The sequence below is a fragment of the Legionella moravica DSM 19234 genome, assembly GCF_000423305.1.
Taxonomy (GTDB): Bacteria; Pseudomonadota; Gammaproteobacteria; order Legionellales; family Legionellaceae; genus Legionella; species Legionella moravica.
Genome location: NZ_KE384000.1, coordinates 13,458 through 33,580 on the forward strand (window position 1 = coordinate 13,458; position 20,123 = coordinate 33,580).

Consider the following 20,123-nt stretch of genomic DNA (forward strand, 5'->3'; position numbering starts at 1 on the left):
TTAAAAAAGGTCCATCAATGATGGACCTTTTTTGAGTGATTTATCGGGTTGATAATTCGGCTTTTGCTTCTTTCAAAAAGGGAACTACACGAATAGTGCTGTTTACGTTAGTCCAACCGGAGTAAATAGTGTAGAACGGTGAAGTAATCGTAATGTACATGCCACTATGGCAGTAAAAATTATAGAATAAACTAATATAGTGAGGTGATTCATAACGATAAATATTAAAATCGACAGTAGAACCATCATCAAAAGTTCCGAAGACATTAACGTCAGTGTAACTTTGGTTAATGATTTCAATTTGACAATATCCAGGATAAGTTACGCCTTTTTGTATGGATTGTTTGTCTTTAGTATCAGCATTGGGATTAAGATGAACATTTGCCGCAAAAACATGACTAAATAAGCTAAAACAAACTAGAAACAAGAACGACTTCAACTTCATGGTTTACCCCCTTATTAAGATGGAAGCCGCATAGTAACAAAGTCTTCAATTTAGTCAATAGGATATTTTTATATCCATGAAATAAATAAAAATTGAAACATATCAAAACAATAAGGTGATAAAGTATATCTTTATGTTATATTTGGCAAATTCAAAAATTTAGCGAATATCCGCAGGGAAAGACAATGAAAAAGCGTATGATGATCATGGGAATTGCCTTATTGGTTGTTTTCGGTGGAATCATTGCCTTCAATTTGATTAAGGCAATGATGATCAAGCAATTTTTTGCCAGCTATGAGCCCCCTGCTGTAACGGTTTCTTCAGCAGTAGCCGAATCAGTAGACTGGTTGCCTACCATTAGTGCTATTGGTAATTTCGTTGCAATCAACGGTGTTGATGTCAACTCTGAAGCATCAGGAAACGTGGTTAAAATTGACTTTGAGTCAGGTCAATTTGTTAATAAAGATGCCCCCCTGATTACAATCGATGACAGTATTGATCAAGCATTGCTTAAATTTAATCAATCTGAACTGACCCTAAAGGAGCTGAACTACAAACGGCAAACAGATCTGTTTAAGCGAGGCGCTACTCCCAGTTCAAGTGTTGATGAAGCCAAAGCGAATCTGCAACAGGCTCAGGCTAAAGTCGAGCAGATACAAGCCCAGATAAATCAGAAACACATCACAGCACCTTTTGCTGGACGCCTGGGTATTCGTGGGGTAAATCTCGGACAGTACGTCACACCGGGACAAACGTCCATTGTTTCCCTCCAGTCTTTGGATCCGCTGTATCTGGAATTCTATATACCCGAACAATTTTATAAACGAATCCAGTTGAATCAAAGCATCTATTTTTCAGTTGAAGAGTTCCCCAATACGATATTTGAAGGGACGATTTCCGCAATAAACTCCAAAATAGACCTGAACACACATAACATCCTGATTCAGGCGACATTGCCTAACTGCCCTTCCAAGGCAATCAAGGATCCAACAAAATCAACTCTGGTTAAAACACGAAAAGAAGTCAGAGGAAGCAAACTCATAGTCACCTGTAACAGTGAAGTTAATCGTCAGAACAATATTAGTGAATATGTATTTATTCCAGGTATGTTCTCTTCCATTGAAATTCCTCAACCGGCAGAACCCAATACAGTTATAGTTCCCTCTACAGCAATATCTTATAGTCTCTATGGAAACTCAATTTACATCATTGAAAAAAATTCCGAAGGCAAAAAGAACAAAGACGGATCGGATCAACTGATAGTAAATCGCGTATTTGTTGCTACTGGTGAACAACAGGGAAATTACACGGTGGTTAAAAAAGGAATAAAGGCCGGACAACTGGTTGTCAGCACTGGAGATCTCAAACTGCAAAATGGAACTCCTGTTGTAATTAATAACAGTGTCCAACTGACTGATATCAGTAATCCGGACAGCATGGGACAATAGAGTCTGTTGGTCATTTACTTGTTTCATTAATCGAAAACACTGGTGTACCGATCCCGGATTTGATCCGGGTTCATCCGCGGTATGTCACGATCTTCTGGACGACAAGGACAAGCAATGACATGTAGGCGTTATAGAACCATTGGCAACAGAACCTAATAGAAATCCTGAGATTTCTCCTGTTTCAAGTACAGAGCTCCATATTTTAAGCTCTTTAATTTAATAATTGCTGGTTTATTTGCGGGATAACTTATGAAATTTACAGATTTATACATCAAGCGCCCAGTGCTTTCCATAGTAGTCAGCATGCTGATTTTTCTTTTTGGAATTAACTCCATAAATAAAATGCAGATTCGTCAATACCCACGCATGGACAATACAGTGATTACCATCGTTACTGCCTATCCTGGTGCTGACGCTGAATTAATTGCCGGATTTATTACGTCCCCACTGGAAAGTGCTGTGGCAAGCGCTGAAGGTATAGATTACATGACCTCAACCAGTAATCTAGGTTTAAGCACCATCACGCTTACTATAAAACTAAATTTTGATCCGCAAATCGCGTTTACCGATGTAATGAGTAAAGTTCAACAAACTATTAACCAATTGCCTAAAGAATCACAGCAACCTGTAATTCTTAAAAAATCAGATTCTTCTACTGCCTTGATGTACATCAGCCTGGACAGTAAAGAGATGACTCCTCAACAAATTACAGACTATGCAACTCGAGTGGTACAACCTCAATTGCAAACTGTTGATGGAGTAGCCAAAGCTGAGATATTAGGCGGAGCAACCTATTCCATGCGGATTTTCATGAATCCGATTAAAATGGCGGCATTGAATGTTACTCCCGCAGATGTAGCCTCAGTGCTGGCCAGTAACAATTTCCTCACTGCAGCAGGCAGCACTAAAAGTGAATACGTTGCCATCAACATGACCGCAAAAACCGATTTGAACAACGCCGAGGAATTCAGCAAACTCATCGTAAGAAGCTCCAATGGTTCTATAGTCAGGCTCCGAGATATTGCCGATGTTACACTAGGCTCTCAAAATTACGACAGTTCAGTAACATTTAACGGTAAAAAAGCCGTATTTATCTCAATTACTCCTACTCCAACAGCAAATCCACTGACCGTGATCAGCGATGCCAGAAAACTGATGCCCTCTATTGTCAAAGAATTCCCTCCATCACTGACAGGAACCATAGTCTATGACGCGACCGCTTTTATTCGAGCATCCATAAGTGAGGTCATGCATACTATTATCGAAGCGGGTGTGATTGTAATTGTTGTTATCTTTTTATTTCTTGGCTCCATTCGCTCAGTGTTGATTCCAGTAGTCACCATACCGCTTTCCCTGGTTGGTGTGTGTACGCTTATGCTGATACTTGGGTACAGTGTGAATCTTCTTACTCTGTTAGCCTTCGTTTTGGCTATTGGTCTGGTGGTTGACGACGCGATTGTGGTTGTCGAAAACGTCCATAGACATATTGAAGAAGGAAAATCACCCTATGAAGCAGCGATTATAGGAGCGCGGGAAATTGCTACACCGGTAATCGCAATGACCATTACGCTTGCTGCGGTTTATGCACCTATAGGATTTATGGGCGGATTGACGGGGGCTCTGTTTAAAGAATTCGCTTTTACTTTGGCCTGTGCCGTAATCATATCAGGGGTTATAGCCTTAACCTTATCACCCATGATGTGCTCTAAAGTATTAACAAAAGAAATCAGTAGTGGAAAATTTGTACATTTTCTCGATAATTTATTTAATAACCTTAAAGTTAAATATCAGAACGCGCTACATAGTTTATTAAATACCCGATCGATTATGCTTGTTTTTGCTGCAGTCATCTTGTTAATGCTGCCGTACTTGTATACCAATACCTCTTCTGAAACTGCTCCAGACGAAGATCAAGGGTTCTTTTTTGTTATGGCAGTAGCACCTCAATCAGCAACACTCAATTACATCGAAGCATTTACCAAACCTTTTGATGAAATCTACAAGAGTTTTCCTGAAACAGAGAACTATTTTACCGTAAATATGGCTCAACCCATTTCAGGTATGGTTCTGAAACCCTGGGATCAAAGATCAACCAACCAATTTGCTTTAAAGCAACCACTGCAGGATAAATTATCCAGTATTGCGGGATTAAATGCGTTCGCCATAGTTCCCCCTCCCCTTCCTGGTGGAGGCGGCGGTCCAGCCGTTCAGTTTGTCATAAAAACCACAAATGACTTCCAAAGTTTATTTGATGTCTCGAATAAACTAACAGAGCGTGCTAAAAAAAGCGGTTTGTTTATCTATATTGATAACTCACTCAAGTTTAATCAACCTCAGGTTGAATACTTAATCAATCGCGCCAAAGCTTCAGAAATGGGATTGGATATGCGTGCCATAGGGAGCAGTTTAACCAGCGCGCTCTCAGGCAACTACATTAATTATTTTAACCTGGAGGGACGAAGTTATCAGGTCATACCTCAACTGGATAGAAAATATCGCTTAACCCCGGAGCAATTAGGACAGATCTACGTTAAAACAGCAAACGGTACTATGGTTCCTCTTTCCACTGTAGTAACTCCGGTTGAAAAAACGCAACCCAATGCGGCAACACACTTCCAGCAATTAAATTCAGCCACCATTCAAGCGGTTATGATGCCTGGAAAAACTCTGGGGGATGGGCTTCAATTTTTACAAAAAGCAGCGGATGAAACCTTACCCAAAGGATTTACCTATGACTACGGAGGTGAATCAAGACAATTCATGCAGGAAGGAAGTGCGCTGATATTTGCATTCCTGTTTGCAATCGTCATCATCTTTTTAGTGCTATCCGCTCAGTACGAAAGCTTCCGTGATCCTTTGATTGTCTTGATCAGCGTACCCATGTCAATCTGTGGAGCATTAATTCCACTGAATTTAGGCCTGGCAACCATCAACATTTATACCCAAGTGGGATTGATCACCTTAATTGGACTTATCAGTAAACACGGTATTCTGATTGTTGACTTTGCAAACCATCTTCAGCGAGAAAAAAATCTGGATAAACGGGCTGCTGTAGAAGAGGCCGCCGCAATCAGATTAAGACCAATATTAATGACTACTGCAGCAATGGTTTTTGGTGTTGTGCCCCTTCTTATTGCTACTGGAGCTGGTGCGGTCAGCCGATTCGATATAGGCCTGGTGATTGCAACTGGACTCTTGATTGGTACCGGATTTACTCTGTTTGTCGTTCCAACTATGTACACCTATATTGCAGAAGATCATCGTCATAAGCCTGATGAGCCGGCTGAAGTGAACTAGATCACTACTTAAAACAGTGTCGTCAATATCGATGGCACTGTTCTACTCGAAAACAACTGTTTGAACCTCACGTTATCCGCTGTAATATTGGCCATACTCCCTTAGTCTGTGATAATATTCTTCGTTTTACCAGTACAGGCTCAAACATGGAAAAAACCTATTCCCCCGAAGCCATAGAACAGGCTTCCTATAAGAAATGGGAAAGTCAAAATTACTTTCAACCCCGAGGTGATGGAAAACGCTTTAGCATTATGCTACCTCCTCCCAATGTTACAGGCAGCTTGCATATGGGACATGGTTTTCAACACACCATTATGGATGCATTAACTCGTTATCATCGTATGCTTGGAGACAAAACCCTTTGGCAGCCGGGGACTGATCATGCCGGAATTTCAACTCAACTGGTCGTTGAGCGCCAATTAGAAGCCCAAGGAATTTCCAGAAAAGATCTCACTCGAGAAGAGTTTCTGGATTGCGTTTGGAAATGGAAGAATGAATCAGGCAACACGATTACCCAGCAGATGAGACGCTTGGGCGATTCCGTGGATTGGAGTCGTGAACGATTCACTATGGATGAAGGTTTGTCTGCAGCCGTTCAGAAAGTATTTGTTCAGCTCCATGATGAAGGATTAATCTACCGGGGTACTCGCCTGGTAAACTGGGATCCCAAACTCGGTACTGCAGTTTCTGATCTGGAAGTGCTGTCTGAAGATGAAGAAGGCTCGCTATGGCATATTCGTTATCCAGTAGTCGATTCCAATGAATTTGTCGTGGTAGCAACCACGCGGCCTGAGACCCTTCTTGGCGACTCCGCTGTTGCAGTTCACCCTGATGATCCTCGATTCAAACATTTGGTTGGCAAGCAGGTTCATCTCCCGCTTTGCGATAGAACCATACCCGTTATAGCCGATGAGTATGTCGATAAAGAATTCGGTAGTGGTTGCGTCAAAATCACACCCGCACATGATTTTAATGATCATGAAGTAGGCAAACGCCATCAATTACCGCTCATCAATATTTTAACGAAAAAGGCAACAATTAATAAAAATGCCCCATTAAAATATCAGGGCATGGACCGGTTTGTTGCCCGAGAACAAATAATTAAAGATCTGGAAGAAACAGGGGCATTAGTTAAAACAGAACCTCATCAGTTAAAAGTTCCACGCGGTGAAAAATCCAATGTTGTTATTGAACCTTTATTAACCGATCAATGGTATGTAAAAACGAAACCATTAGCTGAACCCGCCATAGCTGCAGTTAAAAAGGGGGATATTCGCTTTATACCTGAGACCTGGACTAAAACCTATTATCAATGGATGGATAATATTGAAGACTGGTGTATCAGTCGTCAATTGTGGTGGGGACACAGAATACCTGCCTGGTACGATAACCATGGAAACATTTATGTAGGGTACAGTGAAAACGATGTTCGTTTTAAATACAAAATAGATGATGCCACCCCCCTGAAACAGGATGAAGATGTTCTCGATACCTGGTTTTCATCTGCACTTTGGCCTTTTTCTACTTTAGGCTGGCCGGAACGCACTCCAGAATTGGAGCAGTTCTACCCTACGTCAGTACTGGTGACAGGATTTGATATTATATTTTTCTGGGTCGCTCGTATGATCATGATGGGCTTGAAATTTACAGGAAAAATTCCCTTTAAAGACATCTTTATTACTGGATTAATTCGAGACAGCGAAGGACACAAGATGTCCAAATCCAAGGGAAATGTCCTTGATCCGCTGGATATAATCGATGGAATAGACATTGAGTCTCTGGTTGCGAAACGAACCTCCAATCTCATGCTCACTTCAGTGCGTGACAAAATAATTAAAGCGACTCGGAAAGAATTCCCCGAAGGCATCAATGCCTACGGTACGGATGCTTTACGTTTTACCTATTGCTCCCTTGCGTCGACCGGGCGTAACGTTCGTTTTGATGTAGGCCGCGTTGAAGGCTATAGAAACTTCTGTAACAAAATATGGAATGCTGCCCGCTATGTGCTGCTCAATATCGATGAAGAACACATTGATTTTGGTGACGGCGCCTTCCAATACAGTCCTGCCGATCAATGGATACTCTCACGTCTGCAACGAACGATAGGAAAAGTACACCATTATTTTGAAACCTATCGGTTTGATTTATTGGCGAATACTCTTTATGAATTCGTATGGCATGAGTATTGTGACTGGTATCTGGAGTTATCCAAACCGGTTTTACAGGATGAAAATGCACTGAGCGCTCTGAAAAGAGGAACGCGAAGAACGCTCATCCACGTTCTTGATCAGATATTGAAACTACTGCATCCGTTAATGCCTTTTATTACAGAAGAAATTTGGCATAGAACAACCAAATTTACTAATGAAAATGGGAATAGCATTATGCTAAGCAGCTATCCTCAAGTCGATGAGCAATTTATCAATGATACCATTGAAGAAGAACTGGATTGGCTCAAAGCAGCAATTCAGGCGATTCGAACTATTCGAAGTGAAATGTCTATTTCACCTGCCAAATTAATCCCGTTATCCATTCGTAATATAACTCCTGCGCTAGAACAGCGCGTAGAGAAATATAAGCAAACGCTTAAAGCATTAAGTAAAGTGACGGATATTTATTATTTGGCGGCAGATGAAAAAATCCCGGTTTCAGCAACGGCTGTTTTAGGGGAAATTGAATTACTCATTCCCATGGCCAATTTAATTGATAAGGAAGCTGAATTAGTTCGACTGGCAAAAGAAGTAGCCAAGCTGGATAAAGATATTGCTCTTGCTCAGGGCAAATTGAATAATCCCAAATTTACTGATAAGGCTCCTGCAGAAATTATTGCCAAGGAACAAGAGAAATTGGCTCAAGCTCAAATTGCCAAAGACAAACTGTTACAGCATAAAATCAGGATTGAAACCTTATAATGACTTAATCCATGCGTTGCTCAAGATTCTCTTGGGCAATGCATGATTTTCATAAAACGAAAGGAAGCCCTGACAGGTGATGACCCAGCACAAAACCCTAAAAGCCTATGCATTCCCCATTATTTTGCTCCTATCCGTTACATTGGGTGGTTTTACAGGCTCCTGTCTTGATCATGACACTGCACTGAAGTTAAAACCTCTTGGTGATGTTTTTCTTAATTTAATTTTTACCGCAATAGTCCCACTGATTTTCTTTAGCGTCTCGTCTGCAATTGCTCGTGCAGGTTCCATTGAGAAACTTAAGTCACTCATTGTTTATATGGCTCTGGTATTTCTTTTTACAGGACTCATGGCTGCCCTGTACGCGATGCTGACTGTTCAATTATTCCCTCCTGCTGAAGGGGTAACTTTGCAACTGGTTATGCCAGAAAAAGTGGAAACGATCCATTTTTCCGACCAAATTGCCAATATATTCACCGTATCTGATTTCTCTGATCTGTTATCGCACAAACACATTCTTGCATTGATCGTGTTTTCAATTCTTGTCGGTCTCGCTGTGTCCAGTTCTAAAGAAAAAGGGACGGCTTTTAAATCCTTTTTACAATCAGGTGAAGAAATATTCATGCGGTTTTTTGGGCTTATTATGTATTACGCCCCCATTGGATTTTATGCTTATTTCGCGGTAATGGTCAGTGAGTTGGGAACGCAATTGCTGGACAGTTACCTTCGTATCACCGTATTGTATTATGCATCGGGCTTAATCTATTTTTTAGTGTTCTTTTCCTTTTATGCCTATTTAGCTGGGAAAATACCAGGTATCAAATTATTCTGGTCTAACGCCTTTTTACCGATGATTACTGCCTTAGCTACCTGCAGCAGCGCTGCCAGTATCCCCGCAAATTTAGCAGCGACAAAACAAATGAAGGTAGCCCCCGAAATTTATGAAACTGCAGTTCCTCTTGGTACCCTCATCCATAAAGACGGTTCAGTAATTGGTGGAATGTTTAAAATTGCCTTTTTGTTTGGGGTTTTTCATTTAAATTTTTCGAGCTTGCCAGTTATTCTCACCGCATTAGGGATATCCCTGCTGGTGGGTACAGTCATGGGCGCAATACCCAGCGGAGGAATGCTTGGGGAATTATTGATTTTGAATGTTTATGGTTTTCCCCCCTCTGTTTTAATAGCTGTCGCTGCCATCAGCATTATCATTGACCCGCTCGCAACAATGATCAATGTAACAGGCAATAGCGTAAGCAGTATGATGATCGCACGCCTTATGGAAGATAAAACATGGCTACATTCCTCCCAAAAAATAATGCTTCCTAATAGGCAATGTCCCTAAAGTTTTATTATAATGTTCCCGGACTGAATGGAAGCACCGATTGTTCAAATTACTCCAATCTACTCCCTCTCCCGCGCCGGGAATTTGAATAATACAAAGATGCCTTTTCGCGGGACGAGGGCTGGGGAGAGGGAATGGGACATTCTGTGTTAAGGCAACAAGCTCGTTATTTACTGATTTTTGTTCGCAATGAACAATGCCTGTAAGCGATTTTTCTAAACGAGACCAGAGTTCATTATCAGTACACATTAGAAGCCTTCCCTCTCCCCAACCCTCGTCCCGCGAAAAACCATCATCACCTCGCCTCAAATTCCCGGCGCGGGAGAGGGAGTAGATTGGAGTAATTTGAACAAGCTGTGCTTCCATTGAGTCTGGGAAAATCATAATAAATATTTTAGAACGTTGTTTAATCAATAATAACTTTATCAGCTTGTCCCAATATCTATCTCTGCCATATCAACCGGGTCTATAATGAATAAACAGAATTATCGGATAGTATTTGCCAACTTGTGGGCTTTAACGGTATAGATATCCATGCAGGGGATACCTTCACTCAACTTTGTGCCGATAAAATCTCGGATTATAAAAATAATGATCGTTGGAGTAGCAGAGATAACGGTGGTTGGTTTGGTATTCAATAAATTGAATGCCCAATAGGACTTTACACAAATCAGGATTGGCTTATGAACCCACAAACAACATCGGTTAAAAATCTGGGAATAGTGCTGTTTCACAACTTTGAGACACTGGATGTATTTGGGCCGCTGGAGATGTTCGGAATGCTTCCCAATCAGCTGAACAGTATATTAATTTCCGAACACAAAGGATTGGTTAAATCAGCACAAGGTCAATCAGTTCTCTCAGATTACAGCTGGCAGGAAGCACCTCATTTACATCTTCTGCTCATTCCTGGAGGGATAGGAACACGCACAGAAATCCATAATGAACAGTTAATCTATTGGCTCCAACATCGTTGCGAACAGGCTGAAATGATTTTATCAGTCTGTACAGGGGCAGCCTTGCTTGCCAAAGCAGGAGTACTGGATGGACATAGGGCAACAACAAACAAATTAGCCTTTGACTGGGTAAGCAAACAAGGCCAAGACGTACAATGGATTAAGAAAGCTCGCTGGGTAGATGATGGCAAGATCATTACCTCATCAGGAATTTCAGCTGGCATTGATATGAGTCTCTATGCCATTTCACGACTTTTTGGTGAATCAGTACGTGATGATATTGCAAAAAGAGCCGAATATAATCTCAATACTGATCCCAACAATGATCCGTTCATGATTGTCTGACGGACAGCGCCACACTCAATCGGTATGCCGTTATTATCGGGCGTGGTAAATCTTGCCCGTTTGTAATCCCTCGACACTTTTACTGAATGCATGAGCTACCCGCTGAACTGGAACGGGTTCAAAGCCTCGAAAATAAGATCCATAGACATCCAATGCTTCTGTTACTACCGTTGGACTTACAGCATTGATTCGAATGCCTCTGGGCATTTCGATTGCTGCAGCCGTAACAAATCCATCGATGCCGCCATTAACCATTGCAGCAGAAGTTCCGGCAGCAATAGGATCGTGATTTAAAATCCCGCTTGTGAGGGTAAACGATCCCGAATCATTCATATAATTTAAGCCGATTAAGACACAATTCACTTGCCCCATCAGCTTGCTGTTTAATCCCACATAAAATTCGCTGGCAGTCATTTCAGATAAACCAAGAAAAGACACTCGCCCCGTGCTCAGAACTACCGCATCGACTCGTCCCACCTTCTGATAAAGTGCTTTAATGGAATCAGGCTCTTCAATATTGACTGTGTATTGGCCACGTGAATGCCCCACACAAATGACTTCATGACGCGTTTTTAATTCTGCAATCACTGCAGAGCCAATTAAACCAGTACCTCCAATTACCATAACTTTCATAACCATCCCCTGGTTCTGTGAACCGATTATTATTTCGCTTGTTCATGTCAGACCAATGTCCATTAAAGGAGTTAAACACCATTCCCAAAGTAGTCAATTGTGCTCCATGCGCGTTCTGGAATATTATTATATGTTCAATCAAATAAGTACAGTTATCGATACAAATGACCTGACACTCATCCAGACTAAAGAGTAATGAAAGCTTTTGCCGAGTGTAAAAGCATCCAAGCCTGTTAGTACATTTGAACCAAAAACACCTGTTGACATCTATATTACAAGAGGGAATAGTGTGATGGATTGAGGCAGCACAGCTGCCTCATAAGCTGGAGACAGATCATACCCGAGACACTTGGTCAATGACTTGCTATTAAACTCATTAGAAACTAAGGTTAATAGTGCTGTCTTTTTAAACCTGATTTCTTTGCTTGATTTAGCCATATCAGAAATGATTAGGTTAAAGTAGAGGAATGAACGTAGTAAAACAATGTTAGATGTAAAAGTATCAACATCATAACCGAATTGACATAAGGTTATGAAGTTAAATGCGTGCGGGATACTGTGCGCTGGGGACAGGCTATTTATCGGATGTCGCAAGGATGGCCTTGATATTCATTTCAACACTATTAAGCATAAGGATTGTGACTATGCAAAGAATTCAACGACATTATATCAAGTATGCAATACTCATATCGGTTCTCACCTGTTTGATGCTGTCAAGTGTTCAGGCTGCCAATCGTTTGTGGACGTTTACACCGCAAACACCAACTGAACTTACTATATCAAGAGGAGAAACAGCTCAGGTTAGTTATCTTATCACGAACTACACTTCCACCAGTAAAAATCTGGTGATGAAACCTATTACAGGCATCACCCAAAGCGAACCCTGTAAAGCTCCATCCCAAGGAACCTGTACATTGAAGCTCATCATAGACGGTTCTACTTTACAAGGCGATGTGCAAGGCGGGCCTATTTTATGTAAGCTGGCTAATAAATTAAAGTGCCAAGGACCAAGCACAGCAGATGCTTTAAATATTCATCTGAATGAACAACCGCCTGTACAGCAATATACGATTACACCCTCCGCAGATGCTAATGGCACTATAACGCCAGAAACACCACAAGTAGTGAATGAGGGAACAAGCCTATCGTTTACCGCCAATCCTAATACCAGCTTTGGGGTCAATGAGTGGTTATTAGATGGCAACGCAGTACAATATGGCGGCACCAGCTACCAATTGAGTGATATAAATGCCAATCATACAATTGCAGTGACTTTCAGTCAGGCCACTTTGTCGCCGATGATTGACGGCCTCACTCTGTCGATTAACAGTCCTTATCCCGCCTCAGATCCCGCATTGACAGGAACTGCGCGGATTATTCGCATAGAAAATACGGGGTCTATACCTGCAAGTAATATTCAGGTAAGTTCTTCCGCTTTTCCTGCAGGCACATCAATAACCAGTAATACCTGCACCGGCACCCTTAACCCAGCAGCAACCTGCGACATTACGATTACTCCCGGAAGCACTGCCAGTGCTAATGCAAGTAATATTCCATGCAACACCTCACCAGGCTCCACCCCTGTACCGACTGTAGTGACTGTCTCTTCAGATACTGCACCATCTGCTAATATTAATGTTCTGGTGTTAGGACATGGTTGTGTTTATCAGGGAGGATATGTGTTTTCTGTAGACGATACCACTTCTAATATGGGCAGTATAGGCGGGAAAGTTGCAGCATTAAGCGATGAGCCAGGTCCAACCTATCTGTGGTCGGGAGGATACAATGACACCGCAGCAAACAGTCTCCTCGATGGATTAAGCAATACCAATGCTCTTGCAACCCCAGTAGGTCAATATCCAGCAGCACAATCCTGTCTCAACAAAAGCGACCAGGGATTTACTGACTGGTACTTGCCGGCGATTTGTGAGTTGGGGCGCTATGTAGGTATTAATACGAATGCAGGCTGTGGATCGAACAGACCCAATTTGTATACAACACTTTATTTGAAAAGTTTAGGTGGTTTAACCACTGTCAAATACTGGAGTTCTTCCGAGTATACAGGCAATTCTATCTACAGCGCCTGGGTGCAATATTTTGGCTGGGGAGACCAGTATTATGACGGTAAGACCCTGAGTAATTACGTCAGATGTATTCGAGCATTTACTCCTTAAACACGTTAACCCTTTTGAGGCAGCGAAGCTGCCTCATATCTACCCCAAAAGCCATCAATAGAGATGCTTCAATGTGAATCATGGATGCATTATTCTCGCAGACCAATCGATAATTTATTTCATATCGCGACTGAAATAGGTGTTATAAATAGCAAGATAGGAACCATCAGAGACCATTTGCAATAAAGCTGAATTGATTTTATTGATCAATGTTTTATTCTTTTTCAGGGCTAATAAACCATAACCATTACCTATTGCTATGTGAGCCCCTACCAGTTTAAATGTGTTCATATGATTTATAATTAAATATCTGGCCAAATTATTGTTCATAATAATGACATCAACATCATGATTAACTAATGCGGTAATCATCTCGGACATGGCTGAGAACTGTTTGATTGCATCCTTTGTACTAAATTGAGTATTTATAAAAGGGTAATATAATGTGTTCGTTAAAACACCTATAGTCAGATTTTTGATATCTTTGACCTCATTAAGCGTGTCATTGGTACTTAATGTCACAAATTGAGCATCACTATTTAAATACGGCAAGCTGTAAATATAATTTCCTGTGCTTGTTGTTTCTATTGGAGTTGCCGAAAAGATCAAATCAACAGTGCCTTGATTCAGTAATTGTATTTGATCGGATAATTTTGTCGCTTTATACATGCATTTCAATTTAATCCGCTTACAAAGAGCATTCATTAAATCAATGTGAAATCCATAAAAACTTTTACCACCATCGGTGGAAGTAGAAAATGGAGGGGCAAAAGGAATTACACCGATGTATATTGGAGCACTATGCACAAAAAGAGAACCACATAAAAATAAGATAGCCACACACAGTTTCATACAAAGCACCCCTTTCAATGTTATTTTAAATCTAGGAGGGGTATGAACCATTGTCAAACTCGGACGACTAAATCTTCTACACATCATCGAAAAACCAGTTCAGTGCTAATCTCTTGATTCCGCGGCCACAGCCGCGGAAATTAGAAATGCAGCATGTACTCGCATCTCAAGCGAACTCCCGCGGCAGTGACTGCGGGATTGTAGCCTGTTTGCGAGCAAACAGGCTCAGGTTTCTCTAGCGTTTGGTGCATAAAATCCTGTTTGCGAGCAACCAGGCAACTTAACTGAGACATAGCCCGATAGCAAGCACACTCGACAAAACAATCAATCGCTTTTAGCATCTGAAGGCAAAATATAGAGAGCCAGATAAGTTAATAATTGAAAACCTCCTTGTACCATATGATTTTCTTCCAGATCAAACTTCATAATCAATTGATCAGCAAGAAACATTGCTAGCCAAAAAGAGAGGGAAATGATAAAGGCTGTATTTGCTCTGTTCATCCATCGTCGGGTATCCATATTCAAAGCACAGCAAGCCCAGATAAATGCGATTGAAGAGATGAAAGTCCAGATCATAATTCCGGCAAAACATATCTGGGGAATTAGAGCTGAAACCTGGTACATTTTTAAAGAGTCGACAAGAAACGGGTAATTAGCATCCGGTGCCCAGCTTGTCTGAATCAGCTTCATATGCGCGAACATACCAATGAAATCAGTCCAAAACGCTAAAAGCCACCAAATAGCCCAAAAAACTATAATAACCTTCTTAAACAAAACTAATTGCCGAGCCTGGTCGTACACGAAAAAGTTATCCTTATACACGTTTAAGTTTGATCTTATCTTTTTTATAAGTTCATATCGCCTGTTCAAGAAGAGAAAGCTATTTTATGCCATCACATTAAATCAACACGCTGCAAAAAGTTTACTTAGCGCAAATCTAGGATTTACAAAATACTCTACCTTCAGATTTTATGTTTACACACTCTTTGACTGATCCACCATGCCAGAACGAATGTGGTAATCACCCCCAAATAGACGCCTTTATCTTTCCAATCGGGGCCTACCAGTTGCAATGCATCCGGACTATGAAATATAGAAAACGGTATGGCGAGTACTACATCCATTATTGCTGAGCCAGCGACTAAACCACAGGCGATTAGAGTCCCTTTTTGTTTACGGATGATTGTTTCTTCTTGATCTTTCTTCATTCTCTGCAAACGTTTTTGCACAAATAATGCAATCATTCCGCCTATGAATAATGGGAATGAGGAAGACAAAGGCAAATACATTCCGATGGCTATTCCCAAAATAGATAAATTCAAATAACGCTTAAAATTAAATATACGCTCCAAAACGATAACAAATAAAATGATTAAAGCCCCAAAGAACATCATATTCCAAGGCAATGAATTTCTAAAAACAGCTTCGGTAATTGCGGCCATCAATGCGGCAGTAGGAGCCGGCAAGGTCTGAGTGACGTCCATACCCGGATGAGGCATCACTCCAGCGATTCCATACACATTAAACAATAATTGCATTACTGGCGGAATAACTAAAGCAGAAACGACTACTCCCAGCAATAACATTACTTGCTGCCGCCAAGGTGTTGCGCCAACTAATTGCCCTACTTTCAGATCCTGAGTATTGTCGTTGGCAATTGCTGCAATACCCGTCACGACCGAGCCGATAATAATGGTAATCGCTTCTGCAGCCTGGATTTGGTGAGTACTTAAAGGAAGGGGTAACACATGATCAATGGCGGTTAACAGCAACCACGCGGCAAACAACATTCCAGAAATAACTACCGAGCTGCCAGGGCTTGCTGTCACTCCCACCATTCCAGAGAAGTAGGCGGTGATAACGGAAAACAAAAATCCAATAACCAAAACATAAACCACGCCAAAAAAAACAATGGTGGGAGAATAGGTGTTATCAAGACCTGCCTGGCCCAAGGGAAAGATAAACTGAAAAAATAAAAACAAAATGGCAGCAACGGTTCCTATACCCATAAAAATAAAAGGCAAAGGGATGTCTTTATCTGTACGCAGAACCTCTTTATCCGCTTTATTCTTCGCAATAAAAGCGCTTAGTGAACCCCTAATGCTTTTGGTAAGAGGTTTTATTAATTTAACAAAAGTCCACATTCCTGCAAACAACATGGCACCAATACCCAAATAGCGCATTTCACTATTCCATAATAAGGTCGTCGCCTGCTCTGGAGGATAGTGAGTTATAAAATCCGGGTAAAACTGGCTGACTACGGGTAAAGCTACCAACCAGGACAGAACAGCCCCAAGAAAAATACTGATGGCCATATCATGCCCAACAAGATACCCTGCGCCTATCATTGTTGCAGAGAAGCCGGCACCCAGTCCGAACAAGGACCTTTTTACTACAAACCAATAACCCCAACTATTGGCTACCAGTTTAAATCCAATCTGCAGCAATTCTATAACCGCGCCTACAGCACCACCTATAAAAATATCCCTTATACCGGCCTTTTCTGCAGAAGATTTCAATACTTCAGCAATCGCACGCCCCTCAGGAAATTTTAAAGAGTGATCGTTTACTAAAATTCGACGCAGTGGAATTGAGAACAGAACCCCCAATATACCGCCGCAGGCAGCAATAAAGAAATTGGTCAGATAATCAAAATGGTTCCAAAATCCAATAATAATCAGGGCAGGAATTGTATAGACAATACCGCCAGCAACCGCCTCACCGGCAGAAGCAGCAGTTTGCACTGCGTTGTTTTCAAGAATGGTGGAATTCTTAAAAAAGCGCAAAATCCCCATCGAAATAATGGCAGCAGGAATGGATGCTGATGTTAAAATGCCTAATTTGAGGGCAAGATAAGCGTTAGACATTGCTAATAAGACAGTAAGTATTATTGCCAGAAAAATAACTCTCAGCGTTAATTCTGCTACCTGCTGATCCGCGGCTATAAAAGGGGTATCAGACATTAATTCCCCCACACTGATTGCGCAATTTCAGATTTAACCAACCTGGAAATTAATGGCAATGGAATCGTTACCGTTTGTTCGCCATAAACGTATGCAGCAACCTGATAACTGTTAAAGATAATGGCTATGCCTTTATGAGTAAAATACCAGACCGAGTAGTTTTCAGCGGTAGGTTTGGTACCTTCCGTGATCCACTGTTCATCTGAAATATTCTTTTTGGTAATGTCTTTTTTAGCCAGAGCGGAAATCGGCGTCAAATAATCAGCCCCTGATACGAATAAATCAGCCAGATTCATGCTTTTTCCATTTACATAATTTTTCACGACAACAGTATTTGAAGGATGTGCCGCGCCTTTATGAAAAATGGATATATTAAAATGAACACTCAAAGCTGTTGGCGTTTTATAAGGTACTGAATAAGTAATATTGAGTCCTGTTTTACCTGGAGCATCAACAGGAGTGGATGCATCTTCGGATAATTCGCCCATAAAACTTTTTTGAGTGCTGGCAATAAATTCTTTTATGGACGCATTCACTGTGGGTGATTTAAAACCCTGAGGATATTTAATATCAAGAATGTATTGCGCGGTTTCCTGTTTAATCACTACAGGAGTGATGGAGTAAGCCATCAATGAATTGACTGTAAGGCCTAAAATCAAACCCGTTTTAATTATCCGTTTCATTCGATTAATCATTATTTAACTCCTGATCAATATTTTTATTGGATAACCACTCACCCGCGATCATTGTCCTATGAGGAAGTGGGTATGCAAAATAATAACAAAGAGATGCACTATCAGTTATAGACCATAATACCAAATCTGCTGCCTTACCCTGCTCAATGAGGCCTGTTTCATGTTCCAGACCCAAAGCTTTTGCCGCATGAGTAGTGACGGCAGACAAGACTTCAGGAATGGACATTCCAAAAAACTGGCAGGCCATACTCATCATTAGCAATAAAGATGTCGTAGGGGAGGAGCCTGGATTGGAATCAGTAGCGATGGCAATACGAACACCTGCTTGTCGCAATAAGTCAACAGGAGGTTTTCTCTTTTCACGTAAAAAATAAAACGCCCCCGGGAGCAAAACGGCTACGGTATCTGATTTTGCCATGGCAGCAGCCCCAGCTTCATCCAGAAACTCAAGATGATCGCAGGATAATGCGCCTGAATTTGCAGCCAAAATACTTGCGCCCAGGTTGGATAATTGTTCTGCATGACATTTTATCGGTAGATTCAATGCACGCGCTGCTGCAAATATCTGTTCTGTCTGTTTTAATGAAAAAGCAATCGATTCACAAAAAACATCGACAGCATCAACCAATCCCGTTTCACTGATTGCCGGTAACATCTCCTGGCAAAGATGATCGACATAAGCCTGGCTGTTTCCCTTATATTCCGGGCCTATCGCATGAGCACCTAAAAAAGTGGTTTTTACACGCAATCCGCTTAGCTCACCCAAACGTCTGGCGACTTTAAGCATTTTCATCTCATTAACCAAATCCAGACCATACCCAGACTTGATTTCAACGGTAGTCACTCCTTCATTTTTTAGAGCGCGTATCCTGGGTAAGGATTGCTGAATGAGCTCATCTTCTGAAGCCGCACGAGTTTGCGTTACTGTAGACAGGATTCCGCCACCAGATTTGGCAATCTCGGCATAACTCACCCCTTCAAGCTTCATTTGAAATTCGGAAGCTCTGTTACCGGCATAAACCAGATGAGTATGACAGTCAATCAGGCCGGGAGTGATTACCTTACCCGAACAATCTTCTCGTTGCCCTGCTCGTTCAATAAATTCAGTGGGCAGATCGTCCATAGAACCGCACCATTTTATACGGCCGTTTTGAATCGCAATCGCCTGATTACGTACAGGCAATCCCTGGGCAGTAATCGTTGTTGCATTCACTAATAATTTATCGCAGGCAAACATTAGAAATCCCAATGAAGAACTTGATGAGGTGGTTTAAGCCAGGACGCATGATGCGATGATTCATAGATATCCCATTCTTTAGAGACATAGGTCTCCTTATCAATATCCAATAAAAGCCAGGTTAAAAATTCTGCGACTGTCTCTGGAGAAATTAATCGATTGTGTTGTTTTAAGCGCTGATAAAAATGAACTTGCTCTGGATCCATATTGGAGCCATTTCTGGCAATTACCTGCATTTCCGTATCAATAATTCCTGGCATGACGCTGGCAAAAGATATCGAGTCTGTTTCGAGTTGGCAACATCGAGTCAGCATAGACAGCGCGGCTTTGGAGACGCAATAGGCGGTCCACCCTTTTATTGGAAAATATGCGGCTCCTGAACCTATATTTAACACACGGCCATGTTGTAATTTATCGATGAATAATTGCGGTAAAAAAAGAGGAGCATCCAGATTTGTTGCAAAGGTTCGATGCCAATCGGTTAATTGAATATCCTGAATAGGAACCAGCGGCTCCAGTGTTCCAGCATTATTAACCAAAGCGCTTATTTGGGGTATATTATTCAAATGGACTCTAATTATTTCACGGCCTTCACTGGTGGATACATCAGCACAGACATATTTAATCAAAGCAGATGCGGCAGCCGTCTCCTTTAACAATGACTCACGTCGGCCTACTATCAATACTGATTTACCGCGTTCAGCCAGATTCAAAGCCAAAGCTTTGCCTATGCCACTTCCTCCACCAGTAATAATAAACACGCGATCCTCATTCACTATTCGACGATATGCGCAGATAATACCAGACATTGAACTAACTTGGCA

General features: G+C 41.4%; 14 protein-coding genes. 6 read left to right on the top strand and 8 right to left on the bottom strand.

All coding sequences use genetic code 11. From position 1 onward, the window contains the following. Positions 1 to 40: 40 nt before the first annotated feature. On the bottom strand, positions 41 to 445 hold the full coding sequence (locus G543_RS0112030) for a hypothetical protein (RefSeq protein WP_028384742.1): 405 nt from the start codon (positions 443 to 445) through the stop codon (positions 41 to 43). Between the two features lie 185 nt (positions 446 to 630). Between G543_RS0112030 and G543_RS0112035 the strand changes: the two genes are divergently transcribed. The 5 genes from G543_RS0112035 to G543_RS0112060 all read left to right on the top strand — a co-directional run bounded on the left by G543_RS0112035 (position 631) and on the right by G543_RS0112060 (position 10,745). Continuing rightward, positions 631 to 1,893: an efflux RND transporter periplasmic adaptor subunit gene (locus G543_RS0112035; protein ID WP_028384743.1), complete on the top strand. Its 1,263-nt coding sequence runs from the start codon at positions 631 to 633 to the stop codon at positions 1,891 to 1,893. A 249-nt stretch (positions 1,894 to 2,142) separates the two neighbouring features. Beyond that, positions 2,143 to 5,190, top strand: a complete 3,048-nt coding sequence (locus G543_RS0112045) for an efflux RND transporter permease subunit (protein WP_028384744.1) — start codon at positions 2,143 to 2,145, stop codon at positions 5,188 to 5,190. A 146-nt stretch (positions 5,191 to 5,336) separates the two neighbouring features. Beyond that, a complete protein-coding gene (locus G543_RS0112050; protein WP_028384745.1) occupies positions 5,337 to 8,102 on the top strand; it encodes a valine--tRNA ligase in 2,766 nt (921 codons plus the stop codon). A gap of 76 nt (positions 8,103 to 8,178) precedes the next feature. Next, on the top strand, positions 8,179 to 9,444 hold the full coding sequence (locus G543_RS0112055; RefSeq protein WP_028384746.1) for a dicarboxylate/amino acid:cation symporter: 1,266 nt from the start codon (positions 8,179 to 8,181) through the stop codon (positions 9,442 to 9,444). Between the two features lie 683 nt (positions 9,445 to 10,127). Continuing rightward, the gene (locus tag G543_RS0112060) at positions 10,128 to 10,745 is read left to right on the top strand and encodes a DJ-1/PfpI family protein (RefSeq protein WP_028384747.1); all 618 of its coding nucleotides are present in this window, start codon (positions 10,128 to 10,130) and stop codon (positions 10,743 to 10,745) included. A gap of 33 nt (positions 10,746 to 10,778) precedes the next feature. Here G543_RS0112060 and G543_RS0112065 read toward each other — a convergent pair whose 3' ends face one another. Beyond that, on the bottom strand, positions 10,779 to 11,378 hold the full coding sequence (locus tag G543_RS0112065) for a short chain dehydrogenase (RefSeq protein ID WP_028384748.1): 600 nt from the start codon (positions 11,376 to 11,378) through the stop codon (positions 10,779 to 10,781). A gap of 644 nt (positions 11,379 to 12,022) precedes the next feature. On the opposite strand from G543_RS0112065, the gene G543_RS0112070 reads away from it, so the two are divergent. Next, positions 12,023 to 13,552, top strand: a complete 1,530-nt coding sequence (locus G543_RS0112070) for an Lcl domain-containing protein (protein WP_028384749.1) — start codon at positions 12,023 to 12,025, stop codon at positions 13,550 to 13,552. Positions 13,553 to 13,666: 114 nt separating this feature from the next. On the opposite strand, the gene G543_RS0112075 is transcribed toward G543_RS0112070, so the two are convergent. The 6 genes from G543_RS0112075 to G543_RS0112100 all read right to left on the bottom strand — a co-directional run bounded on the left by G543_RS0112075 (position 13,667) and on the right by G543_RS0112100 (position 20,108). Next, positions 13,667 to 14,404 carry a transporter substrate-binding domain-containing protein gene (locus G543_RS0112075; protein WP_028384750.1) on the bottom strand — a complete coding sequence of 246 codons (738 nt, stop codon included), beginning with the start codon at positions 14,402 to 14,404 and terminating at the stop codon, positions 13,667 to 13,669. Between the two features lie 324 nt (positions 14,405 to 14,728). Then, positions 14,729 to 15,094, bottom strand: coding sequence for a hypothetical protein (locus G543_RS0112080; protein ID WP_133141369.1), 366 nt, complete (start codon positions 15,092 to 15,094; stop codon positions 14,729 to 14,731). A 272-nt stretch (positions 15,095 to 15,366) separates the two neighbouring features. Next, positions 15,367 to 17,367, bottom strand: coding sequence for an OPT family oligopeptide transporter (locus G543_RS0112085; RefSeq protein WP_028384752.1), 2,001 nt, complete (start codon positions 17,365 to 17,367; stop codon positions 15,367 to 15,369). Beyond that, positions 17,367 to 18,062, bottom strand: coding sequence for a DUF3298 and DUF4163 domain-containing protein (locus G543_RS0112090; RefSeq protein ID WP_028384753.1), 696 nt, complete (start codon positions 18,060 to 18,062; stop codon positions 17,367 to 17,369). Before G543_RS0112090 ends, G543_RS0112085 begins: the two co-directional genes overlap by 1 nt. After that, positions 18,055 to 19,299 carry an imidazolonepropionase gene (gene hutI, locus G543_RS0112095; protein ID WP_028384754.1) on the bottom strand — a complete coding sequence of 415 codons (1,245 nt, stop codon included), beginning with the start codon at positions 19,297 to 19,299 and terminating at the stop codon, positions 18,055 to 18,057. The genes G543_RS0112090 and hutI overlap by 8 nt, the downstream gene beginning before the upstream one ends. Further along, the gene (locus tag G543_RS0112100; protein ID WP_172463058.1) at positions 19,299 to 20,108 is read right to left on the bottom strand and encodes an SDR family NAD(P)-dependent oxidoreductase; all 810 of its coding nucleotides are present in this window, start codon (positions 20,106 to 20,108) and stop codon (positions 19,299 to 19,301) included. Before G543_RS0112100 ends, hutI begins: the two co-directional genes overlap by 1 nt. Positions 20,109 to 20,123: the final 15 nt, after the last annotated feature.